The 18,076-nt window shown below is 66.7% G+C and carries 17 protein-coding genes; 9 read left to right on the top strand and 8 right to left on the bottom strand.

The genetic code is table 11. The features are described 5' to 3' along the window. The first annotated feature begins 167 nt into the window (after nt 1-167). The 3 genes from ABZ720_RS04240 to ABZ720_RS04230 are packed head-to-tail and all read left to right on the top strand — an operon-like array spanning nt 168 to nt 2,877. On the top strand, nt 168-1,109 hold the full coding sequence (locus tag ABZ720_RS04240; RefSeq protein WP_366554141.1) for an ABC transporter permease: 942 nt from the start codon (nt 168-170) through the stop codon (nt 1,107-1,109). After that, a complete protein-coding gene (locus ABZ720_RS04235; protein ID WP_366554139.1) occupies nt 1,109-2,398 on the top strand; it encodes an amidohydrolase family protein in 1,290 nt (429 codons plus the stop codon). The genes ABZ720_RS04240 and ABZ720_RS04235 overlap by 1 nt, the downstream gene beginning before the upstream one ends. Further along, complete coding sequence (locus ABZ720_RS04230; protein ID WP_366554137.1) at nt 2,395-2,877, top strand: YaiI/YqxD family protein; 483 nt, start codon at nt 2,395-2,397, stop codon at nt 2,875-2,877. The genes ABZ720_RS04235 and ABZ720_RS04230 overlap by 4 nt, the downstream gene beginning before the upstream one ends. 29 nt (nt 2,878-2,906) lie before the next feature. Here ABZ720_RS04230 and ABZ720_RS04225 read toward each other — a convergent pair whose 3' ends face one another. Next, nucleotides 2,907-3,818, bottom strand: a complete 912-nt coding sequence (locus tag ABZ720_RS04225; RefSeq protein WP_366554135.1) for a LysR family transcriptional regulator — start codon at nt 3,816-3,818, stop codon at nt 2,907-2,909. Nucleotides 3,819-3,937: 119 nt separating this feature from the next. Between ABZ720_RS04225 and ABZ720_RS04220 the strand changes: the two genes are divergently transcribed. The 6 genes from ABZ720_RS04220 (at nt 3,938) to ABZ720_RS04195 (ending at nt 9,249) form a co-directional block, all read left to right on the top strand. Then, nucleotides 3,938-4,168 carry a heavy-metal-associated domain-containing protein gene (locus tag ABZ720_RS04220; protein ID WP_366554133.1) on the top strand — a complete coding sequence of 77 codons (231 nt, stop codon included), beginning with the start codon at nt 3,938-3,940 and terminating at the stop codon, nt 4,166-4,168. Nucleotides 4,169-4,226: 58 nt separating this feature from the next. Further along, a complete protein-coding gene (locus tag ABZ720_RS04215; protein ID WP_366554131.1) occupies nt 4,227-6,176 on the top strand; it encodes a heavy metal translocating P-type ATPase in 1,950 nt (649 codons plus the stop codon). A 166-nt stretch (nt 6,177-6,342) separates the two neighbouring features. Further along, entirely contained in the window at nt 6,343-7,005 is a 663-nt protein-coding gene (hisG, locus tag ABZ720_RS04210; protein ID WP_366554129.1) for an ATP phosphoribosyltransferase, read from the top strand. Further along, entirely contained in the window at nt 6,995-8,299 is a 1,305-nt protein-coding gene (gene hisD, locus ABZ720_RS04205; RefSeq protein WP_366554127.1) for a histidinol dehydrogenase, read from the top strand. Before hisG ends, hisD begins: the two co-directional genes overlap by 11 nt. A 16-nt stretch (nt 8,300-8,315) precedes the next feature. Continuing rightward, entirely contained in the window at nt 8,316-8,804 is a 489-nt protein-coding gene (locus ABZ720_RS04200) for a UPF0262 family protein (RefSeq protein WP_366554125.1), read from the top strand. 1 nt (nt 8,805) lies between these two features. Beyond that, nucleotides 8,806-9,249 (top strand): arsenate reductase ArsC, encoded by a 444-nt coding sequence (locus ABZ720_RS04195; protein WP_366554123.1) that lies wholly within the window; start codon nt 8,806-8,808, stop codon nt 9,247-9,249. Between the two features lie 10 nt (nt 9,250-9,259). Here the strand turns inward: ABZ720_RS04195 and ABZ720_RS04190 are convergent, their stop codons facing one another. The 7 genes from ABZ720_RS04190 to htpG all read right to left on the bottom strand — a co-directional run bounded on the left by ABZ720_RS04190 (nt 9,260) and on the right by htpG (nt 18,008). Then, a complete protein-coding gene (locus tag ABZ720_RS04190) occupies nt 9,260-10,438 on the bottom strand; it encodes an enolase C-terminal domain-like protein (protein WP_366554122.1) in 1,179 nt (392 codons plus the stop codon). A 28-nt stretch (nt 10,439-10,466) separates the two neighbouring features. Then, a complete protein-coding gene (locus ABZ720_RS04185; protein ID WP_366554120.1) occupies nt 10,467-11,735 on the bottom strand; it encodes a TRAP transporter large permease in 1,269 nt (422 codons plus the stop codon). Between the two features lie 4 nt (nt 11,736-11,739). Beyond that, nucleotides 11,740-12,258, bottom strand: a complete 519-nt coding sequence (locus ABZ720_RS04180; protein ID WP_366554118.1) for a TRAP transporter small permease — start codon at nt 12,256-12,258, stop codon at nt 11,740-11,742. Between the two features lie 119 nt (nt 12,259-12,377). Further along, nucleotides 12,378-13,391, bottom strand: coding sequence for a TRAP transporter substrate-binding protein (locus ABZ720_RS04175; protein ID WP_366554116.1), 1,014 nt, complete (start codon nt 13,389-13,391; stop codon nt 12,378-12,380). A 245-nt stretch (nt 13,392-13,636) separates the two neighbouring features. Further along, nucleotides 13,637-15,304, bottom strand: coding sequence for a Na/Pi cotransporter family protein (locus ABZ720_RS04170; RefSeq protein WP_366554114.1), 1,668 nt, complete (start codon nt 15,302-15,304; stop codon nt 13,637-13,639). A 157-nt stretch (nt 15,305-15,461) separates the two neighbouring features. After that, nucleotides 15,462-16,013, bottom strand: coding sequence for an inorganic diphosphatase (gene ppa, locus ABZ720_RS04165; RefSeq protein ID WP_366554112.1), 552 nt, complete (start codon nt 16,011-16,013; stop codon nt 15,462-15,464). Between the two features lie 111 nt (nt 16,014-16,124). Then, nucleotides 16,125-18,008, bottom strand: coding sequence for a molecular chaperone HtpG (htpG, locus tag ABZ720_RS04160; protein ID WP_366554110.1), 1,884 nt, complete (start codon nt 18,006-18,008; stop codon nt 16,125-16,127). Nucleotides 18,009-18,076: the final 68 nt, after the last annotated feature.

Genomic DNA, 18,076 nt, shown 5'->3' with positions numbered 1-18,076 from the left:
ACTTCGTCATTGCGAGCGACCGCAGGGAGCGCGGCAATCCAGGGCGGCCGCCTGTGGCCCTGGATTGCCGCGTCGGCTTCGCCTCCTCGCAATGACGGGGAAAAAGTCCTGTCGAGCCGCAACGCCACGAGCGCCACCACAGTCCTTTCCTACGGAGGCGCGCGGCCGTGGAAATAGTCGAGATCCTCCTGACTGCCAGCTTTTGGGTCGCGGCGGTGCGCATCGCAACGCCGCTGATCTTCGGCACGCTGGGCGAGTTGATCTGCGAGCGGGCCGGCGTGCTGAACCTCGGGATCGAGGGCATCTTCACCATGGGCGCACTGGTGGGCTGGATGGCGGTCTTCCAGGGTGCGGACCTCTGGACCGGGGTCATCCTGGCCGCCTTGGTGGGCATGCTTTTCGGACTGCTGCACGGCCTGCTGACGGTGCCGCTTGGCCTGTCGCAGCACGTCACCGGCATCGGCATCACGCTGCTGGCCACCAGCCTTGCCTACTTCACCTACCGCATGGTGCTACCGGACAGCGACAGCCCGCCGCGCATCGAGGCCTTTCAGCCGCTGCCGATCCCGCTGCTCTCCGAGATACCGGTGATCGGCCCGGCCTTCTTCGCCCAGACGCCGCTCACCTATCTCGCCTTCGTGTCCATCGCCGTGGTCGCCTACGTGCTCTATCGCACGCCGCTGGGCCTGGCGCTGCGCACCGTGGGCGAGAACCCGGCGGCGGTGGAGGCACAGGGCATCGACGTCTATCGCCTGCGCATCGGCGCGGTGATGGTGGGCAGCGGCTTCATGGCGGTCGGCGGCGCCTTCCTGACCATGAGCGCCTTCAACGCCTTCTTCTTCGAGATGGTGGCCGGGCGCGGCTGGATCTGCATCGCGCTGGTGGTCTTCGCCTCCTGGCGGCCGGCCAAGGCACTGCTGGGTGCACTGCTCTTCGGCGCCTTCGATGCCTTCCAGGTCCGCCTGCAGCAGCAGGCGGGCGCCGGCCTGCCCTATCAGCTTTTCCTGATGATGCCCTACCTGCTGTCCATCCTGGCGCTCATTGTCATGTCCCGCCGCGCGGCCTATCCCAAGGCCCTGCTGGTCCCCTATCGCAAGGGAGAACGCTGATGGTTCTCGATCTCATTCTACGCGGCGTCACCCTGCCCGACGGCCGCAGCGGCGTCGACATTGGCATCAGCGAGGGGCGCATCGCCGCCGTCGCGCCGAAGCTCGATGCCGAGGCGACGGAGGAGCGCGACCTGAGCGGGCGCCTGGTCACGACGCCCTTCATCGACCCGCACTTCCACATGGATGCCACGCTCAGCCTCGGCCTGCCGCGCCTCAACCGTTCCGGCACTCTGCTGGAAGGCATCGCGCTCTGGGGCGAGCTCAAGCCCCAGCTCACGCAGGACGCCATCATGGAGCGGGCGCTGGCCTATTGTGACCTGGCGGTGGCCCAGGGCATCGGCGCCATTCGCAGCCATGTGGACATCTGCGACGACCGACTTCTGGCGGTGGACGCACTGCTGGAGGTGAAGCGGCGGGTGGCCCCCTACCTCACGCTGCAGCTCGTGGCCTTTCCGCAGGACGGCCTCTTCCGCAGCCCCACGGCCGAAGCCAACCTGCTGCGTGCCCTGGACAAGGGCGTCGAGGTCGTGGGCGGCATCCCGCACTTCGAGCGCACCATGAGCGAGGGCGCCGCCTCGGTGAAGCGCCTCTGCGAGATCGCGGCCGAGCGCGGCCTGCTGGTCGACATGCACTGCGACGAGAGCGATGACCCGCTGTCCCGCCACGTGGAGAGCCTGGCCTTCGAGGCACAGCGGCTGGGGCTGCAGGGACGCGTGACGGGATCGCACCTCACCTCAATGCATTCCATGGACAACTACTACGTCTCCAAACTGCTGCCGCTGATGGCGGAGGCGGGCCTCAACGCCATCTCCAACCCGCTGATCAACATCACCATCCAGGGCCGCCACGACAGCTACCCCAAGCGCCGCGGCATGACCCGGGTGCCGGAGCTGCTTGCCGCCGGCGTGCCGGTGGCCTTCGGGCACGACTGCGTCATGGACCCCTGGTACTCCTTGGGTTCCGCCGACATGCTCGAGGTCGCGCACATGGGCGTGCACGTGGCGCAGATGACCAGCCTCGATGCCATGGCCGACTGCTTCCGGGCCGTCACCGAAACGCCGGCCCGCATCCTGCAGCTCGAAGACTACGGCCTGGAGCCGGGCTGCCGCGCCGATCTCGTGGTGCTGCAGGCGAAAGACCCGGTGGAGGCCATCCGCCTCAAGGCCACGCGCCTGCTGGTGCTGCGCGCTGGCCGAGTCATCGCCGAGACGCCGCCGCGCGAAACCCGTCTCGACCTGCCGGGGCGGCCGGAGCGGGTGGTGCCAGAGCGAGTGGTACTGGAGCGGTGAAGCCGGTCGAGATCCTGGTCGATGCCGACGCCTGCCCGGTCAAGGAGGAGATCTACCGCGTCGCGCGGCGCTACGGCCTCCCGGTCAAGGTCGTCGCCAATGCCTGGATCAATGTGCCACAGGAAGCGGCTTTCGAGTTCATCCAGGAGAGCGACGGCTTCGACGCCGCCGACGACTGGATCGCCAAACACGCACACGATCGCGCGGTCGTCATCACCAGCGACATCCCCCTGGCGAAGCGCTGCCTCGATGCGAAGGCGACAGTGATCGGTCCCACCGGCCGGCCCTTCACCGAAGCCTCCATCGGCAATGCCATGGCCTCACGCGCGCTGATGGAGCACCTGCGCGCCATGGGCGAGATCACCGGTGGGCCGAAGCCCATGGACAAGCGCGCCCGCTCCACCTTCCTCTCGGCCCTGGACGAGGCCGTGGTCAAGCTCCGCCGCCAACGCCCGCCCATTCCGTCGGCGGGGCGCTAGTCAAAGACCGCCAGTCTGTTGGTGGTCGCCTACAGCTCCCGCCAGGCCTCAGGCTTGCGCCCCTCCAGCAGTTCGGCCTCCCCCGCCAGAGCCTCGGCCATGAAGTCGAGGAAGGCTCGGATACGGGCGGTGCGGCGCAGGTCCTCATGGGTGAGCAGCCAGAGGTCGAGACTGAAGCTGGGTGGCAGGTCGCAGATCCGCTCCAGTTTCGCTTCCCGGTCGGCAATGCCGCAAGGAAGTGGCGCCAGCCCCATCCCGGCCATGGCGGCGCCCATGGCGGCGGCCACCGAGTTGACCCGGTAGGCGGGCTGTACGTCGGGCAGAAACTCGGCAAAGCGCCGTGCCAGCGCTGAATGCTCGCTATCAAAGCCGATCCAGTCGTGGGCTTCCAGTTCGCCGTCCGGGCGGCGCAGGCGGTACTCCCGGGCGCCATAGACAGCAAACACCAGCCGGCCGACGCGGCGGCCCACCAGGGCCTCGGGAGGGCTGTTGCCGATGCGCAGCGCAACGTCGGCTTCGCGCTTGGTGAGGTTGAGCGCCGCGTTGGAGACCGAAACCTCCACCTCGATTCCCGGATAGTCAGTGCGGAAACGCGTCAGGTGACGCGGCAGCAGCCACAGCGCCAGCATGTCGATCGTGGTGATGCGCAGCGAGCCGCTGAGGCGCAGATCCTGGCCGCGCACCTTTCGGCCTATCGCCGCCACCTCCGCCTCGACGCGCAGGGCTGACTCGCGCATCTCCTCGCCGGCGGGCGTGAGCAGGTAGCCACCAGGCACGCGCTCGAAGAGGCGCACGCCAAGCGCATCCTCGAAGGCGCCAACACGGCGGAACACCGTTGAGTGGTTGACGCCGAGAATGCGTGCCGCGCCCGACAGCGAGCCCGCCCTGGCGACCGCAAGAAAAACCCTCAGGTCATCCCAGTTCTCTGCCTGTGCATTCATGCAAGGACACCTTTCGTGGTTCGCCAATATCTTTGCACGCCTGAACAGCATACCTTCCGAGTCAACGCAAGGCGTCGGCCGGCACATCCGGCCGTCGGACAGCAGGAAAGGAAACGATCATGCCGCAAACAAGCCTTCGCACCACACTCCGCAGCGACGAGCTGTCCTGCCCCTCCTGTGTGCCGAAGATCGAAAAGGCACTGAAGGCGCTGCCCGGCGTCGAGCAGGCGGAAGTGCACTTCAACACCGGACGCATCCAGGTCACCCACGACCCGGAACGCGCGCCTGTGGAGGCTCTGGTCCAGGCCGTTGAGGGCACCGGCTACAAGGCATCCCCAGCCGCATTCTAATTAGGCCAGTCAGCGACCCGCTGCCCCGAAATGGGGCAGCGGGGGAAAGGAGCCGATCATGCTCACTCAACTCAAGCGCCAACTGCTGAACCCCTCCCAGCGCCGGATGTGGATCACGCTCGGCAGCGCCGCTTTCATCGTGCTGGCGCTGATTTCGAACTATGGCCTGGCCTGGAACGCAGGCTGGGTTGGCTTCATGGTCATGGCCTGGCTGCTGGCCGGCCAAGACATCGCAATCCGAGCCTGGCATGCCCTGCGCGTGCGCCATCTCAGCATCGAACTGCTGGTCACCGTCGCCGCGGCCGGCGCCATCGTCATTGGCGAGTACTGGGAAGCCGCCGCCGTCACCTTCCTCTTCATGCTCGGTGCCTGGCTGGAGGGTCGCACCATGCGGCACACGCGCGGCGCCCTGAAGCAACTGCTCGATGCCGCGCCCTCCATGGCAACCGTGATCCGAGATGGCGAGGCCATCGAGGTCCCCGCCGGCGCCGTACAGCTTCAGGAAACGGTCCTGGTCAAGGCCGGCCAGCGCATCCCGGTCGATGGCGAGGTCATCGAAGGCACTGCCGCGGTCAACGAGGCAGCCATTTCCGGCGAGCCGATCCCGGCGGAAAAGGCGCCAGGCTCCCAGGTGCACGCCGGCACGCTCGCCGAAAACGGCTTGCTGCAGATCCGGGCCACCGGCGTCGGTGCCGACACCACACTGGCCAAGATCATCCAGCGCGTCGAGGAAGCCCAGGAGGAGAAGGCACCGACCCAGCGCATGATCGAGAAGTTCGCGCGCTGGTACACGCCTGCCATCTTCGCCCTCGCAATCGCTGCCTTCGCCTTCACCAACGACATAAGGCTCGCGCTCACGCTGCTGGTCGTCGGCTGCCCGGGCGCTCTGGTCATCTCGACGCCGGTTTCGGTCGTGGCTGGCATCGGCCGCGCTGCTCGCGCCGGCATCCTGATCAAGGGTGGCCAGCATCTCGAAAGCGCGGGACGCATCACCGCTCTCGCCCTGGACAAGACCGGGACCCTGACCGAGGGCAAGCCGCGTCTGGCCGAGGTGGTCGCACTGAACGGCGCCAGCCAGGAAGATGTCCTGCGCTGGGCAGCAATCGCGGAAGCCGGTTCCGATCACCCCTTGGGGCGACCGATCATCGAAGCCGCCCAACAGGTCGGACCGGTGCCGACGCCTGATCACCTCGAAGAAGTTGCCGGTATGGGCCTCTCGGTCCGGCACGAAGGACAGCAGATTGTCGCCGGCAACCGCCGCCTCATGGACAGCATCGGCGCCAGGTTCGACGAAGCCGCCGAACAGGCCCTGTCCGCTCTGCTCGAAAGGGGCAACACGCCGGTGCTGGTGGCACTCGACGGCAAGGTCGTCGGCATGCTCGGTCTGCTCGACATGGCCCGGCCCAGCGCCCGGCCGATGATCGAGCGGCTGCACGGGGCGGGCATCAAGCGGGTCGTCATGCTGACCGGCGACCAGCCGCAGGCGGCGCAGGCCATCGCGGCAGAGGTGGGCGTCGACGAGGTTCACGCCGGGCTGATGCCCGACCAGAAGCTGGAGCATATCCGCGAACTGCAAAGGCAGGGACTGCACGTCGCCATGATCGGTGACGGCATCAACGACGCCCCCGCGCTTGCCGCCTCGGACACCAGCATCGCCATGGGCGCCGCCGGCAGCGACGTCGCGATCGAGACGGCGGACATCGCGCTGATGACCGACGACCTGGGCAAGGTGAACGAGGCCATCGAGGTCGCCAAGGCCACGCTGCGCAACATGCGGCAGAACCTGGTGATCGCGCTGGTCACCGTCGCCGGACTCCTCTTCGGTGTATTCGCGGGCGAGGTCCACATGGCCGGCGGCATGTTGATCCACCAGGTCTCGGTCTTGGTCGTCATCCTCAACGGCATGCGTCTGATGCGCACGCCAGCGCCGAAGCTGCTGGCCAGGCCGGAAGCGCCCGGCAAGGCTGTTCGCCTTTCGCACAGCCAGGCGTCCCCGGTTTCCAACTAGACCCGGCGAGCTGCTTCGACCTCGGGCCCGTACCTGGAATGGTGCGGGCCCTTTCTTATGGTGCGGAAGCAAGCTCCTGCGCTGGACGCAAGCGGCGGGGCGCGCTAAATCCTGGGCGCGGTCAGGCTGTCGGGCCGCGAGAGCAAACCCCTGCGTGTGAGGCCCCTTGTCCGAAAGCCAGCCTCTGGTGCTCGCCCTGCCCAAGGGGCGCATCCTGAAGGAACTCCTGCCCCTGCTGGCCGCCGCCGGAATCGAGCCGGAGCCGGCCTTTCGGGACGAGTCCGCGCGCCAGCTCCGCTTTGCCACCAACATACCCGGCCTCGACGTCGTGCGGGTGCGCTCCTTCGACGTGGCGACCTTCGTCGCCTTCGGGGCGGCGCAACTCGGCGTGGCCGGCAACGATGTGCTGATGGAGTTCGACTATCCCGAACTCTACGCCCCAGTGGACCTCGGCATCGGCTACTGCCGCCTTGCCGTGGCCGAGCCGGCCAGCCTGCATGCCCAGGACGATCCCAGCCGCTGGAGCCACATTCGCATCGCCACCAAGTACCCCGAGGTGACCAAGCGCCACTTCGCGCGGCGCGGGGTGCAGGCCGAGTGCATCAAGCTGAACGGCGCCATGGAGCTGGCCCCGACGCTCGGGCTGTGCCGGCGCATCGTCGACCTGGTCTCCACCGGCTCGACCCTGGCCGCCAACAATCTGGTGGAGGTGGAAACCATCGCCGAGGTGACGAGCCGCCTGATCGTCAATCGCGCTGCGCTCAAGACCCGACCTGAGGAGGTGGGGCGCTGGGTCGAAGCCTTCCGGGAGTGCGCCAATGCCGCTTGAGCTCGATGCCCGTCGTCCTGACTTTCCCGATGCTTTTCGGGCCTTCCTTGACGCCGGGCGCGACGAGGCGGCCGAGGTGGACCGGGCCGTGGCCGAAATTCTTGAGGCGGTGCGCAAGGAGGGCGACGCGGCCGTTCTGCGCTACACCGCACGCTTCGACCGGATGGAGCTGAGCGCCGATCGGCTACGCTTCACCCCGCAAGAAATCGCCGAGGCCGAAGCTGCCTGCGATGCGGAAACAATCAATGCACTGCGCCTCGCCGCCGCGCGCATCGAGGACTACCATCGCCGGCAACTGCCGCAGGATCTGGACTATCAGGATGCCAGCGGCATCCGCCTGGGCCACCGCTGGACCGCCGTGGGCGCCGTGGGTCTCTACGTGCCGGGCGGCACGGCGGCCTACCCCTCCTCCGTGCTGATGAACGCCATTCCCGCCCGCGTGGCCGGGGTCGAACGCATCGCCATGGTGGTGCCGACGCCGGACGGGCGCATCATTCCCCTGGTTCTGGCAGCCGCGCATATCGCCGGCGTCAGTGAAATCTACCGCATCGGCGGCGCCCAGGCGGTGGGTGCGCTGGCCTATGGCACCGAGACCATCGCGCCGGTGGACAAGATCACCGGCCCCGGCAATGCCTATGTCGCCGCCGCCAAGAAGCAGGTCTTCGGGCGCGTGGGCATCGACATGATCGCCGGCCCCTCGGAAATCCTGGTGGTCGCCGACGGCGACAACGATCCGGCCTGGATCGCCGCCGACCTGCTGAGCCAGGCCGAGCACGACGTGTCGGCCCAGTCGATCCTGATCACCGACGATGCGGACTTCGCGACGGCCGTGCAGCGTGCCATCGAGGTGCACCTGCAAAAACTTCCGCGCAGCGAGATTGCCGCGGCAAGCTGGCGCGACCACGGGGCGGTCATCCTGGTGAAAGACATTCCCGCCGCCGCGCCGCTGGTGAACCGGGTGGCGCCGGAACACCTGGAACTGGCTGTGGCCGATCCCGACGCCCTGCTGCCGCAGATCCGCAACGCCGGCGCCATCTTCCTGGGCCGCCACACCCCGGAAGCGCTCGGCGACTATCTCGCTGGGCCGAACCACGTGCTGCCCACGGCGCGCTCGGCCCGCTTCTCCTCGGGTCTCTCGGTGCTGGACTTCCTCAAGCGCAGTTCCCTGATCGGCGCCAGCCCGGCCGGCCTGGCCGCCATCGGACCGGCGGGGATCGCACTGGCCCGTGCCGAGGGCCTGGACGCCCACGCGCTGTCCCTCTCGCTGCGTCTCGAAGCGCCCGCCACGGACTGACCCGGAGTTCCCACCCATGGACGATCGCCGCCTGGTCAACGTCGTCCTGGAGGAAAAGACGCTGGTCCGGCGCACGCCGGAGGTCGAGCACGAGCGGGCGGTGGCGATCTACGATCTATTGGAGGAAAACCGCTTTGCCCCGCTTATTGCCAGCGAGGGCGACAGTGCAGGCCCCTTCAGCCTGATACTGCGCATGGAGGGCACGCAGCGCCTGGTGTTCGAGATCCGCGATGCCACGGAAAGCCGGGTTCTCGGCAACGTACCCCTGGCGCTCCAGCCCTTCAGGCGCATCGTGAAGGACTACTTCATGGTCTGCGAAACCTATTTCGAGGCCATCAAGACGGCCAGTCCCTCGCGTATCGAGGCCATCGACATGGGCCGGCGCTCGCTCCACAACGAGGGCGCGGCCCTGCTGCGCGAGCGCCTGGCCGAGCGCATCGAGATCGACGAATTGACGGCCCGGCGCCTTTTCACCCTGCTGTGCGTCCTGCACATCCGAGGCTGAGATGGCCGAACAGCCGGACGCCGTCCTCTTCACCTGCACCGAGAACGCCATCCGCTCGCCCATTGCGGAGGCGCTGCTCAAGCACCTGCTCGGGCATCGCATCTACGTGGATTCCTGCGGCGTGCGCGCCAGCCCCATCGACCCCTTCGCCGTGGCTGTGCTGGAGGAGATCGGTATCGATCGCAGCAGCCACCGCTCCAAGACCTTCGACGACCTGGAGGACACCTCCTACGACCTGATCATCTCGCTTTCGCCCGAGGCACAGCACTCGGCGGTGGAGATGACCCGCACCATGGCCTGCGACGTGGAGTTCTGGAACACCTTCGATCCCTCCCTGGTGGAGGGCAATCGCGAAGCCCGCCTCGCCGCCTATCGCGAGGTCCGCGACCAGCTCTTCGAACGCCTGAAACGGCGTTTCCCGGAGGACCTGAAGCCGGAGGTGTGACGCGCCTGCCTCAGGCCTTGATGACGAATTCCGCCGTCTGGTGTCGGCGGATGAAGTCCCAATCGTAGATCACACCCAGGCCCGGGCCTTCGGGCAGCGGGAAGCAGCCGTCCGCTCCCACCGCATCGAGCTGGTCGGAGTAGCCGCAGGTGTAGACCGGCGGCACGGCATTGGGGCTGCCCGGCCCTACCAGGGCCAGTTCGTAATAGTTGGTGTTACGCAACGCCGCCATGCAGTGCCGGTGCGCCGGGCCGCAGGCGTGGATTTCCACGTCGACACCGAAGGCCTCGGCCAGGTGCGCGATCTTCATGGTGCCGGTGATGCCGAGATCATACTCCGGGTCGGCGCGCAGGATGTCGGTGCCGCCGGCAATCAGGAAATCGGCCTTGGGCTCGATCCCACGGACGTGCTCGGTCATCAGGAGCGGGGTCTTCAGCCGCTCGCGCAGCCGCTTGTGCGCAAAGGCCGAGACGCCGCTGTCGCGGAAGGGATCCTCGTACCAGGTGTAGTCGGCCTCGTCGCAGGCGCGCCCGACATAAAGCGCATCGGCAAAATTGCGCAGCTGACAGGCCGGATCGAGCATCAGGGCCATGCCATCACCGACGGCCTTGCGCACCGCCAGCACGTTCTCCGCCTCGCGCCGCGCATCGCCGTCGTGCCAGCCGTGCAGCTTGAAGGCCGGGTAACCCATCGCCTGACAGGCCAGGGCGAAATCGGCAAAGGCGGCGGGGCTGTCCAGGCTGCCGGAATGGTCGCCGTGGTAGGTGCTGGCATAGGCCGGCAGGCGCGTGCGGTAGCGGCCAAGCAGGTCGGAAACCGAACGCCCGGTCTCCTTTCCCAGCAGGTCCCAGAGCGCGATGTCCAGCGGGCCGTGGCCCATGTGGTCGTACTGGCGCAGCTCGCGCTTCATCTCGTCGAAGAGCCACTCGCGCTCGCCCGTGGTGCGGCCGAGCAGGAAAGGCGCAAGGGCGCGGGTCTGTTCCAGCGCGATACGCGTTCCGACCCAGTGAGTCACATATTCGCCGCAGGCGCCGTCCTCGGTAAAGAGCGCCACGGCATAGCGCTCGACCGTGATACGCTCTCCCGGCTTGCAGACCATGTTGTAGGTCGCGCCGGCGCTGCTCTCCAGGCCCAGGTTCTCCACCTCGAAGGTGAAGGGCCGGATCTCGACCCGCTCGATACGTCCCATGCCTGGGTCCTTTCCTTGAGCAATTCGATTAGCGCAGCGCCTCCGGCAGCCAGAGCGTCAGGGCCGGCACCAGCGTGATGACCAGGAGCGCAGCCAGCAGCCCCAGGAGGAAGGGCCAGACCTCCCGCAGGAAGGCGCCCATGCGCACCCGGGCGATGGAGCAGGACACGAACATGAGCACGCCCAGCGGCGGTGTCAGCTGTCCCACCAGCAGGTTGACGATCATCAGGATGCCGAAGTGCACCAGGCTGATGTCCATCATGTTGAGCAGCGGGATCAGGATGGGCACCAGGATGATGATGACTGCCAGGGTCTCCATGAAGGTGCCGAGCACCAGCAGCATCACGTTCAGCAGCAGCAGGACGATTACCGGGTGGTCCGAGATGCTGGTGATGAAGCCCAGCAGGACCTGCGGCGCGTTGTTCATCGCCAGCATCCAGGCGAAGGGCGAGGCTGCGGCCACCAGCAACAGGATGGAGGCCGTGTCCCGGGCGGTCGACAGCAAAGCCATCCCGATGCCGCGCCAGTCCAGCGTGCGATAGATCAGCGCCCCCACCAGCAGGGAATAGGCCACCGCCACGGCCGCCACTTCCGTCGCGGTGAAAATGCCGGCCCGAAAGCCGCCGACGATCAGCACCGGCAGCAGCAGCGCCCAGCCAGCCTGCCCGAAGGTGCGCCGCAGCGCGCTGCGGGAGAAGCTGCCTTCCACCGGGAAGTTGCGCGCCCGCGCCATCAGCGCGGTGACACCCAACAGCACTGCTCCGATCAGGAGCCCGGGTATGATGCCGGCGATGAAGAAATCACCGATCGAGATGTTGGCGACCCAGGCGTAGATGATCAGCAGGATGGACGGCGGAATGATCGGCGCCAGGGTGGCCGAGGAGGCGGTCAGGGCCACGCTGAAGGCGCGGGTGTATCCGGCTTTCTCCATCTCCGGCACGAAGACGCGCGTGGTGGCCGCGCAATCGGCCAGGGAGGAGCCGGAGATGCCCGACATGAACACACTGGCAATCACGTTCACCTGCGCGAGACCGCCGCGCACATGCCCGATGAGGGCGCGCGCGAAGGCGAACATGCGCTCGCTCATGCCGCTCTGGTTCATCAGGTTGCCGGCCAGGATGAACAGCGGCACCGCCAGCAGCGGAAAGGACTGCACGCCGGAAGACACCCGCTGAGCGAAGACGGTCATGGGAAAACCGTCGATCCAGATCGCCAGCATCGCCGAACCGAGCATGGCGAAGGCAATCGGCAGGCCGATCGCCAGCAGGGCGACGAAGGTCAGAAGCAGCAGCGCCACGGGATCAGCCCTCGCGTTCCAGAACCGACTCGAGCACCCGCGAGGGCCCTTCGTCGAAAAACTGTCTGAGCAGGTGCACGGCGGTGAAGGCCATGCCCAAGGGCAGGCCGATGTACAGCCAGGCCGCCGAAATGCCGAGAATGGGGGTCAGGTTGCCCGAGACGAAGACGGCATAGTCATAGCCGAACTTCCCCATGGCCGCGACGATGACGACCATGCACAGGAGCCCAAGCAGACCCAGAATGCCCTTCGCCGGGCCACTCAATAGGCGCGGCACCACATCGATGCGCAGGTGCTGGTGGCTGCGCACGCAGGCGCTGACGCCGATGAAGATCATCCAGACGAAGGCAGCGACCACCACTTCCTCGATCCAGGTGACCGGACTGCGAAAGAGATAGCGCAGCGCCACATTGCCGAAGAGCAGGACGGCCAGAACGGCACAAAGCGCCGAGATCAGGACATTCTCGACGAGCGCGATCGCATCGTCGACACGGCGCAGCACAGCCAGCAGGAGGGACGACATCCGGACCTCAAGTCACACCTGAAAGACGAAGGGGTCGGCCGAAGTCTTCGTACCGCCCCACCCGTTCGGAGGACCGGCCTGCACCCGGTAGGATGCAGGCCGGTCCTCACCTGGGCTTGTTAGCGGGAGCGAAGCTCTTCGATCGCGCCCTGCAGCCGCTGGAAGTTCTCCTGGCCCCAGCGCTCCGCCATCGTCGTGTAGGCATCGGCATCGTTCAGGGCCTGGGCGAACGCGCCGCGGTCCGGGTCGGTGATGATCGTGGTGCCGCCTTCGGCCTCGATCTCATCCAGCATTTCCTGCTCCAGGCGCTGCTGAATGGCCGTATTCATGGCCGAGTACTTGGCAGCCTCTTCGAGCAGGACGCGCTGGTGCTCGTTGGACAGCGAGTCGAAGCGCGCCTTGTTCATCACGATCATGTTGTTCTGCAGCATGTGCCGGGACATGACGATGTAGTCCTGCACTTCGTAGAAGCGACGGTTGTAGATCGTCGGGATCGGGTTCTCCTGGCCGTCGACCACACCCTGCTGCAGCGCCGAGTAGACATCGGCGAAGGACACCGGGGTCGGCGAGGCACCGAAGGACTCCACCATGGCGACCCAGACGGCCTGCTCCGGCACGCGGACGTTCAGGCCGGCCATGTCGGCAGGCTCACGCACTTCGGTGTCGGAGAAGGTGAAGTTACGCCAACCCCAGTACCAGACCTTGGTAAGCGGAATCAGGCCATGGTCTTCCGCCAGTTCGTCGAAGGCCGGCTGCATGGCATCGCCCAGGATCATGGCATGGGCTTCTTCCCAGCTGTCCCAGAGGAAGGGGGCGCTGGGCATCTCCAGCTGCGGCACGAGCAGGCTGGCGGACGGCATGGAGGGCGCGGAGATATCGACACCACCGGCCTTGGCCTGCTGCACCAGCTCGTTCTCGGTGCCGAGCTGCTCGTTGGGGAAGATGCGAATGGTAAGCTCGCCGTCCGTGCGCTCCTCGACGCTGGCCGCGAAGTCTTCAAACAGCTGGGCGGCAATCTCGCCCTCGCCGTTGGCGTGGCCGAAACGCAGTTCGGTTTGGGCGTCCGCGGGCTGCGCAAAGGCGAATGCAGCAGCGACCGCAAGCACGGGAAGTGCCGTGAATCGAATAGCCATGTATTTCTCTCCAAGGGCTCGTGTGGGCTTCGTGATTAAGCGCCAAGACCCTATACAGGCCGGGAATTGCCGGTCAACGACAAGCCGGCGGAAAGACCTCCTCGTGGCCGTAAGATCGCCAATCGCGCGCAAGCGACCACTTCAGTGCAGCGGAAGATCAACAAGGATCGCCCGCTTATGTTGTGTCGCGCGGCGTGCAACATCCGGGGGGTGCGGCGCGCCATCACGCCCTCTACCGCGCCCTCCTACGCTCCCGTCGATTCCACACGCTTGCGCAGCCGGCTGCCGCGCAGTTCACCCTCGGCTTCCAGAATGGGATAGGCGACGGCAGAAAGGTGCGAATTGATGCGCTTCAGGTCACGCAGCACGTCCAGGTGCAAGGCTGAGGTCTCGATGGTTTCCGGGCGCCCGCTGCGCAGCCGCTCCATGTGTGCTTCGGCTGCGGCACGCTCCTGATCGCGGATCTTCTCCTTCTGCACCACCAGGCTGCGCGCCATGTCGACATCACGGGTGACGAAGACGGCCACGGCGAGCTGCATCTGCTCGCTCACCCGGCTGTGCAGGGCCACCAGCTCGCGCCAGCCGGCTTCGGAGAAGGCCACCTTGCGCTTCTGCCGCTTGGCCGCCAGTTCCAGCAGTCCCTTGTCGATCACGTCACCGATGTGTTCGAGGTTCGTGGTGAAGGTGATCAGGTCAAAAGCCTGGCGGCTCTCCTCCTCGGTCAGCGGCTCGCGGCTCATGCGCGAGAGGTAAAGCTTGATGGCTTCGTGCAGCCGGTCCACGCGGTTGTCGAGTGCCCGCAGGGCGGTAATCCGCTTGGGGTCGTCCGCACGAAATGCCTCGATGGTCTCCGCCAGCATGGTTTCCACCACGTCCGCCACCCGCAGCGCCTCGCGCGTCGCGCAGGCCAGCGCCATGGGGGGACGATCCAGCAGACTGTCGTCCAGGTGGCGCGGCTGGTCGTCGGCCTCAACCTCCTCGCGCGCCGGCAAGGCCTTCTGCAGCAGCCGCGCGGCAAGCCCGGTCAGCGGCAGGAAAACCAGAAGCAGGGCGAAGTTGAAGGCGGTGTGGAAGTTCGCCAGCAGGCGAGCTGGGTCGGACTCGAACTGGCCCAGCAGCTCGGCCAGAAGGCCGGCAAAGGGCAGCACCGCCAGTGCCCCCAGCGCGCGAAAACCCAGGTTGCCCAGAGTGACGAGCCGCCCGTCGCGCGACTCTCCCAGGGTCAGCACGAAGGGCACCAGGCCGGCGCCGACGTTGGCGCCGAGGATCAACGCCACGCCGAGACCGCCGGGCAAGACGCCTCCGGCGGCGAGCGACACGATCAGCAGCACCATGGCGACGCTGGAGTGCGCCAGCCAGGTCAGCAGCGCCGCCAGGATCATTGCCAGCAGCGGCTCGCCGGCCAGGGCCGTCAGCACCGTGCGCAACACCTCGCTCTCGCGCAGCGGCTCGGAAGCGCCGACGATCAAACCCAGTGCGAGGATCATCAGGCCAAGCCCGATGGACACCCGCCCCATCTGCCGCGATTTCGGGCTGCTGGTCAGCATGAAGAGCGCCACACCGATGACCAGCAGCGCCGGCGCCACCGCACGCAGGTCGAAGGACAAAACCTGCACCACCAGTGTCGAGCCCAGATCCGCACCCAGCATCACCGCCAGCGCCGGGGTCAGGGCGATCAGTCCACGACTGGCGAAAGAGACCAGGAGCAGGGCGGTGGCGGTGGAGGATTGCAGCACCGCCGCCGAGGCGACGCCCGCCGCCGCAGCCTTGATCGGCCCGCCGGTGGCGCGGGCCAGGACCTGACGCAAGCTGCCGCCGTAGGCGCGCAGGATCCCCGTGCGCACCATCCGCGTCGCCCAGAGCAGGAGGGCGGCGCCGCCGAGCAGCTCGAGTAACAGGGCCTGGGCCGACATTGCTTAACACACTCCCTCGCGCGCCAGAGACGCCGACGCAGCTTCGCTTCCGCCTTGGTCTAGACCAGACGGCGCGCAGCGCGCAGTTCAACGAAGAACGCCGCCGGAAAACCGGCGGCGCTCCCATGGTGGCACGAAGGCTGCGAGGCTGCGAGAACTATTCGGCGGCCTCGGCCGCGTTCTTCTCGCCCTCGCGCTTCACGGCGCGCTCAATCATTTTGAAAGCCTCGATCGGGTCGCCCCAGCGTTTGATCTCGACCCACTTGCCGCTCTCCAAGTCCTTGTAGTGCTTGAAGAAGTGCGCGATCTGATCGATCAGGATCTTGGGCAGTTCGCGATAGCTGGTGATTTCGCTGTAGTAGGGGTGGAGGCTGTCGACCGGCACGGCGAGCACCTTCTCGTCCTCGCCCTTCTCGTCCTCCATCACCAGAACGCCCACCGGACGCGCCTTGACCACCGCGCCGGGCACGATGGCGTGACGGGCCAGCACCAGCACGTCCACCGGATCACCATCGTCGGACAGGGTGTGCGGCACAAAGCCGTAGTTGCAGGGATAATGCATCGCTGTGTGCAGGAAACGGTCGACGAAAAGGGCACCGGACGCCTTGTCGAGCTCGTACTTCACCGGCGCGCTGCCAACCGGGACTTCGATGATCACGTTGAGCTCGAATGGCGGATTGTCGCCGACGGGAATCCTGTCGATCAGCATTAGAAACCTCTCCTGCGGGTAAACGCCGCCATCCTGCACCGGGGCAGCGTCTGGTCAAGTGGCAATGTTGCAGTGCAATAAATCAATAAAGGAGCGATGATCGCCTTTGCGTCAGATCAAGCCGCGCTCCATGAAACCCGACAGCCGGCGGGCAAAGGCAGCAGGATCGAGCGGTGGCTCGCCTTCCAGAATGCGCGCCTGGTCCAGCAGAAGCTGCGCCGCCTCGCCCATGCTGTCCTTGCCGTTGGCTCCGGCCTTCACCTCTTCCGCCAGTCGGCGGATCAGCGCATGGCCGGGATTGATCTCCAGCACCCGCGGCGCGTCCGCAGGAGCCCGCTGGCTGTGGCGCAGAATGCGGGCCAGATGCAAGTCCATGTCGCCGTCATCGGCCACGAGGCACACCGGGCTGCTGGTCAACCGCTTGGAAGCGCGCACATCCTTCACCGAGTCGCCCAGCGCCGTCTTCAGCCAGGCGACGAGGGTGGCCAGTTCGCTGCCCTCCAGCGACTCCCGCTCGACCTTGTCCTCCTCATCGCTCGCTTCGGCCTCGATCGCATCGAGATCGGCGCCGGCGCGGGTCACGGACTGGAAGGCCTTGCCCTCGTACTCGCCAACGGAGGAGAGCCAGAAATCGTCGATGGGATCGGTGAGCAGCAGCACCTCGATGCCCTTGGCGGCGAAGCCTTCGAGCTGCGGACTGCGCCGCAGGGCCTCGATGTCATCGCCGGTGATGACGTAGATCTTCTCCTGCCCCGGGCGCATGCGCGCGATGTAGTCCGCCAGGCTGGTCCAGCCCTCGGACTTGGTCGAGCGGAAGCGCGCCAGGGTCAGCAGCTTGTCGCGCTGGCCGGCGTCCTCATAGAGCCCTTCCTTGAGGACCGGTCCGAAGACCTCCCAGAAGCGCTCATAGTCCGCCGCATCCTTCTCGGCGCGGCTTTCCAGTTCACCCAGCACCCGCTTGACCAGGGCAGATTTCATCCGCCCCAGCACAGGACTGTGCTGCAGGGTCTCGCGGCTGACGTTGAGCGGCAGATCCTCGGAGTCGATCACACCGCGCAGGAAGCGCAGGTAGGAGGGCACAAGGCTTTCCACGCCCTCGGCAATGAAGACGCGTTTGACGTAGAGCTTAACCCCGTGACGGCGCTGCGGATCGAAGAGGTCCCAGGGCGCCGTGCCGGGCACATAGAGCAGGCCGGCATACTCCATCACCCCTTCCGCCTTGAAGTGGAGCCAGCCCCAGGGCTCGTCGAAGGCGTGGGCGACGTGATGGTAGAATTCCTTGTACTGCTCCTCGGTGACCTCGCTCTTGGGCCGGGTCCAGAGCGCCCCTTCGGCGTTGAGGCGTTCCGGCTCGCCCTCCCCGCGCAGACGCACGGGGACCGCCAGATGGTCCGAGTAGGTCTTGACGATCTGGCGCAGCCGCTGGGCCTCCAGGAACTCGCGCGCATCCTCCTTGAGGTGAATCTCGATGCGCGTGCCACGTGCCGGCGCGCTATCGCTCTCCGTCAGGGTGAAACCGCTGCGTCCGTCGGACTCCCAGCGCCAGCCCTGCGCTTCACCGGCCTTGCGGGTTTCCACCACGACACGGTCGGCCACCATGAAGGCGGAATAGAAACCGACACCGAATTGGCCGATGAGGTCCACATCGCCCTTCTTCTCGCCCAGTTCCTCCAGGAAACGGGCGGTGCCGGAGCGCGCGATGGTGCCGAGGTTGGACACCAGATCGTCGCGGTTCATGCCGATGCCGTTGTCGATGACCGTGAGCGTCGCGGCGGCGCTATCTGGCTGCAGATCGACGGCCAGTTCGGAATCGCCGGCCAACAGCTCCGCCTGCGTCAGCGCGGCGTAGCGCAAGCGATCGCAGGCATCGGAGGCGTTGGAGACCAGTTCACGCAGGAAGACTTCCCGCTTGGCGTAGAGCGCATTGGCAACGATGTCGATCAGGCGGCTGACTTCGGCCTGGAACGGCAGGGTTTCGGGCGCGGATTCCGTCATCTTCTTCACAAAGCCCCGCTGGTGGTGGAACGTCGGCTGCAGAAACCTGCAGGCGCGACTGATATGAG

The sequence above is a fragment of the Aquibaculum sediminis genome (assembly GCF_040712085.1).
GTDB lineage: Bacteria > Pseudomonadota > Alphaproteobacteria > Kiloniellales > DSM-21159 > Aquibaculum > Aquibaculum sediminis.
This window is presented reverse-complemented; position numbering and strand designations above follow the sequence as displayed.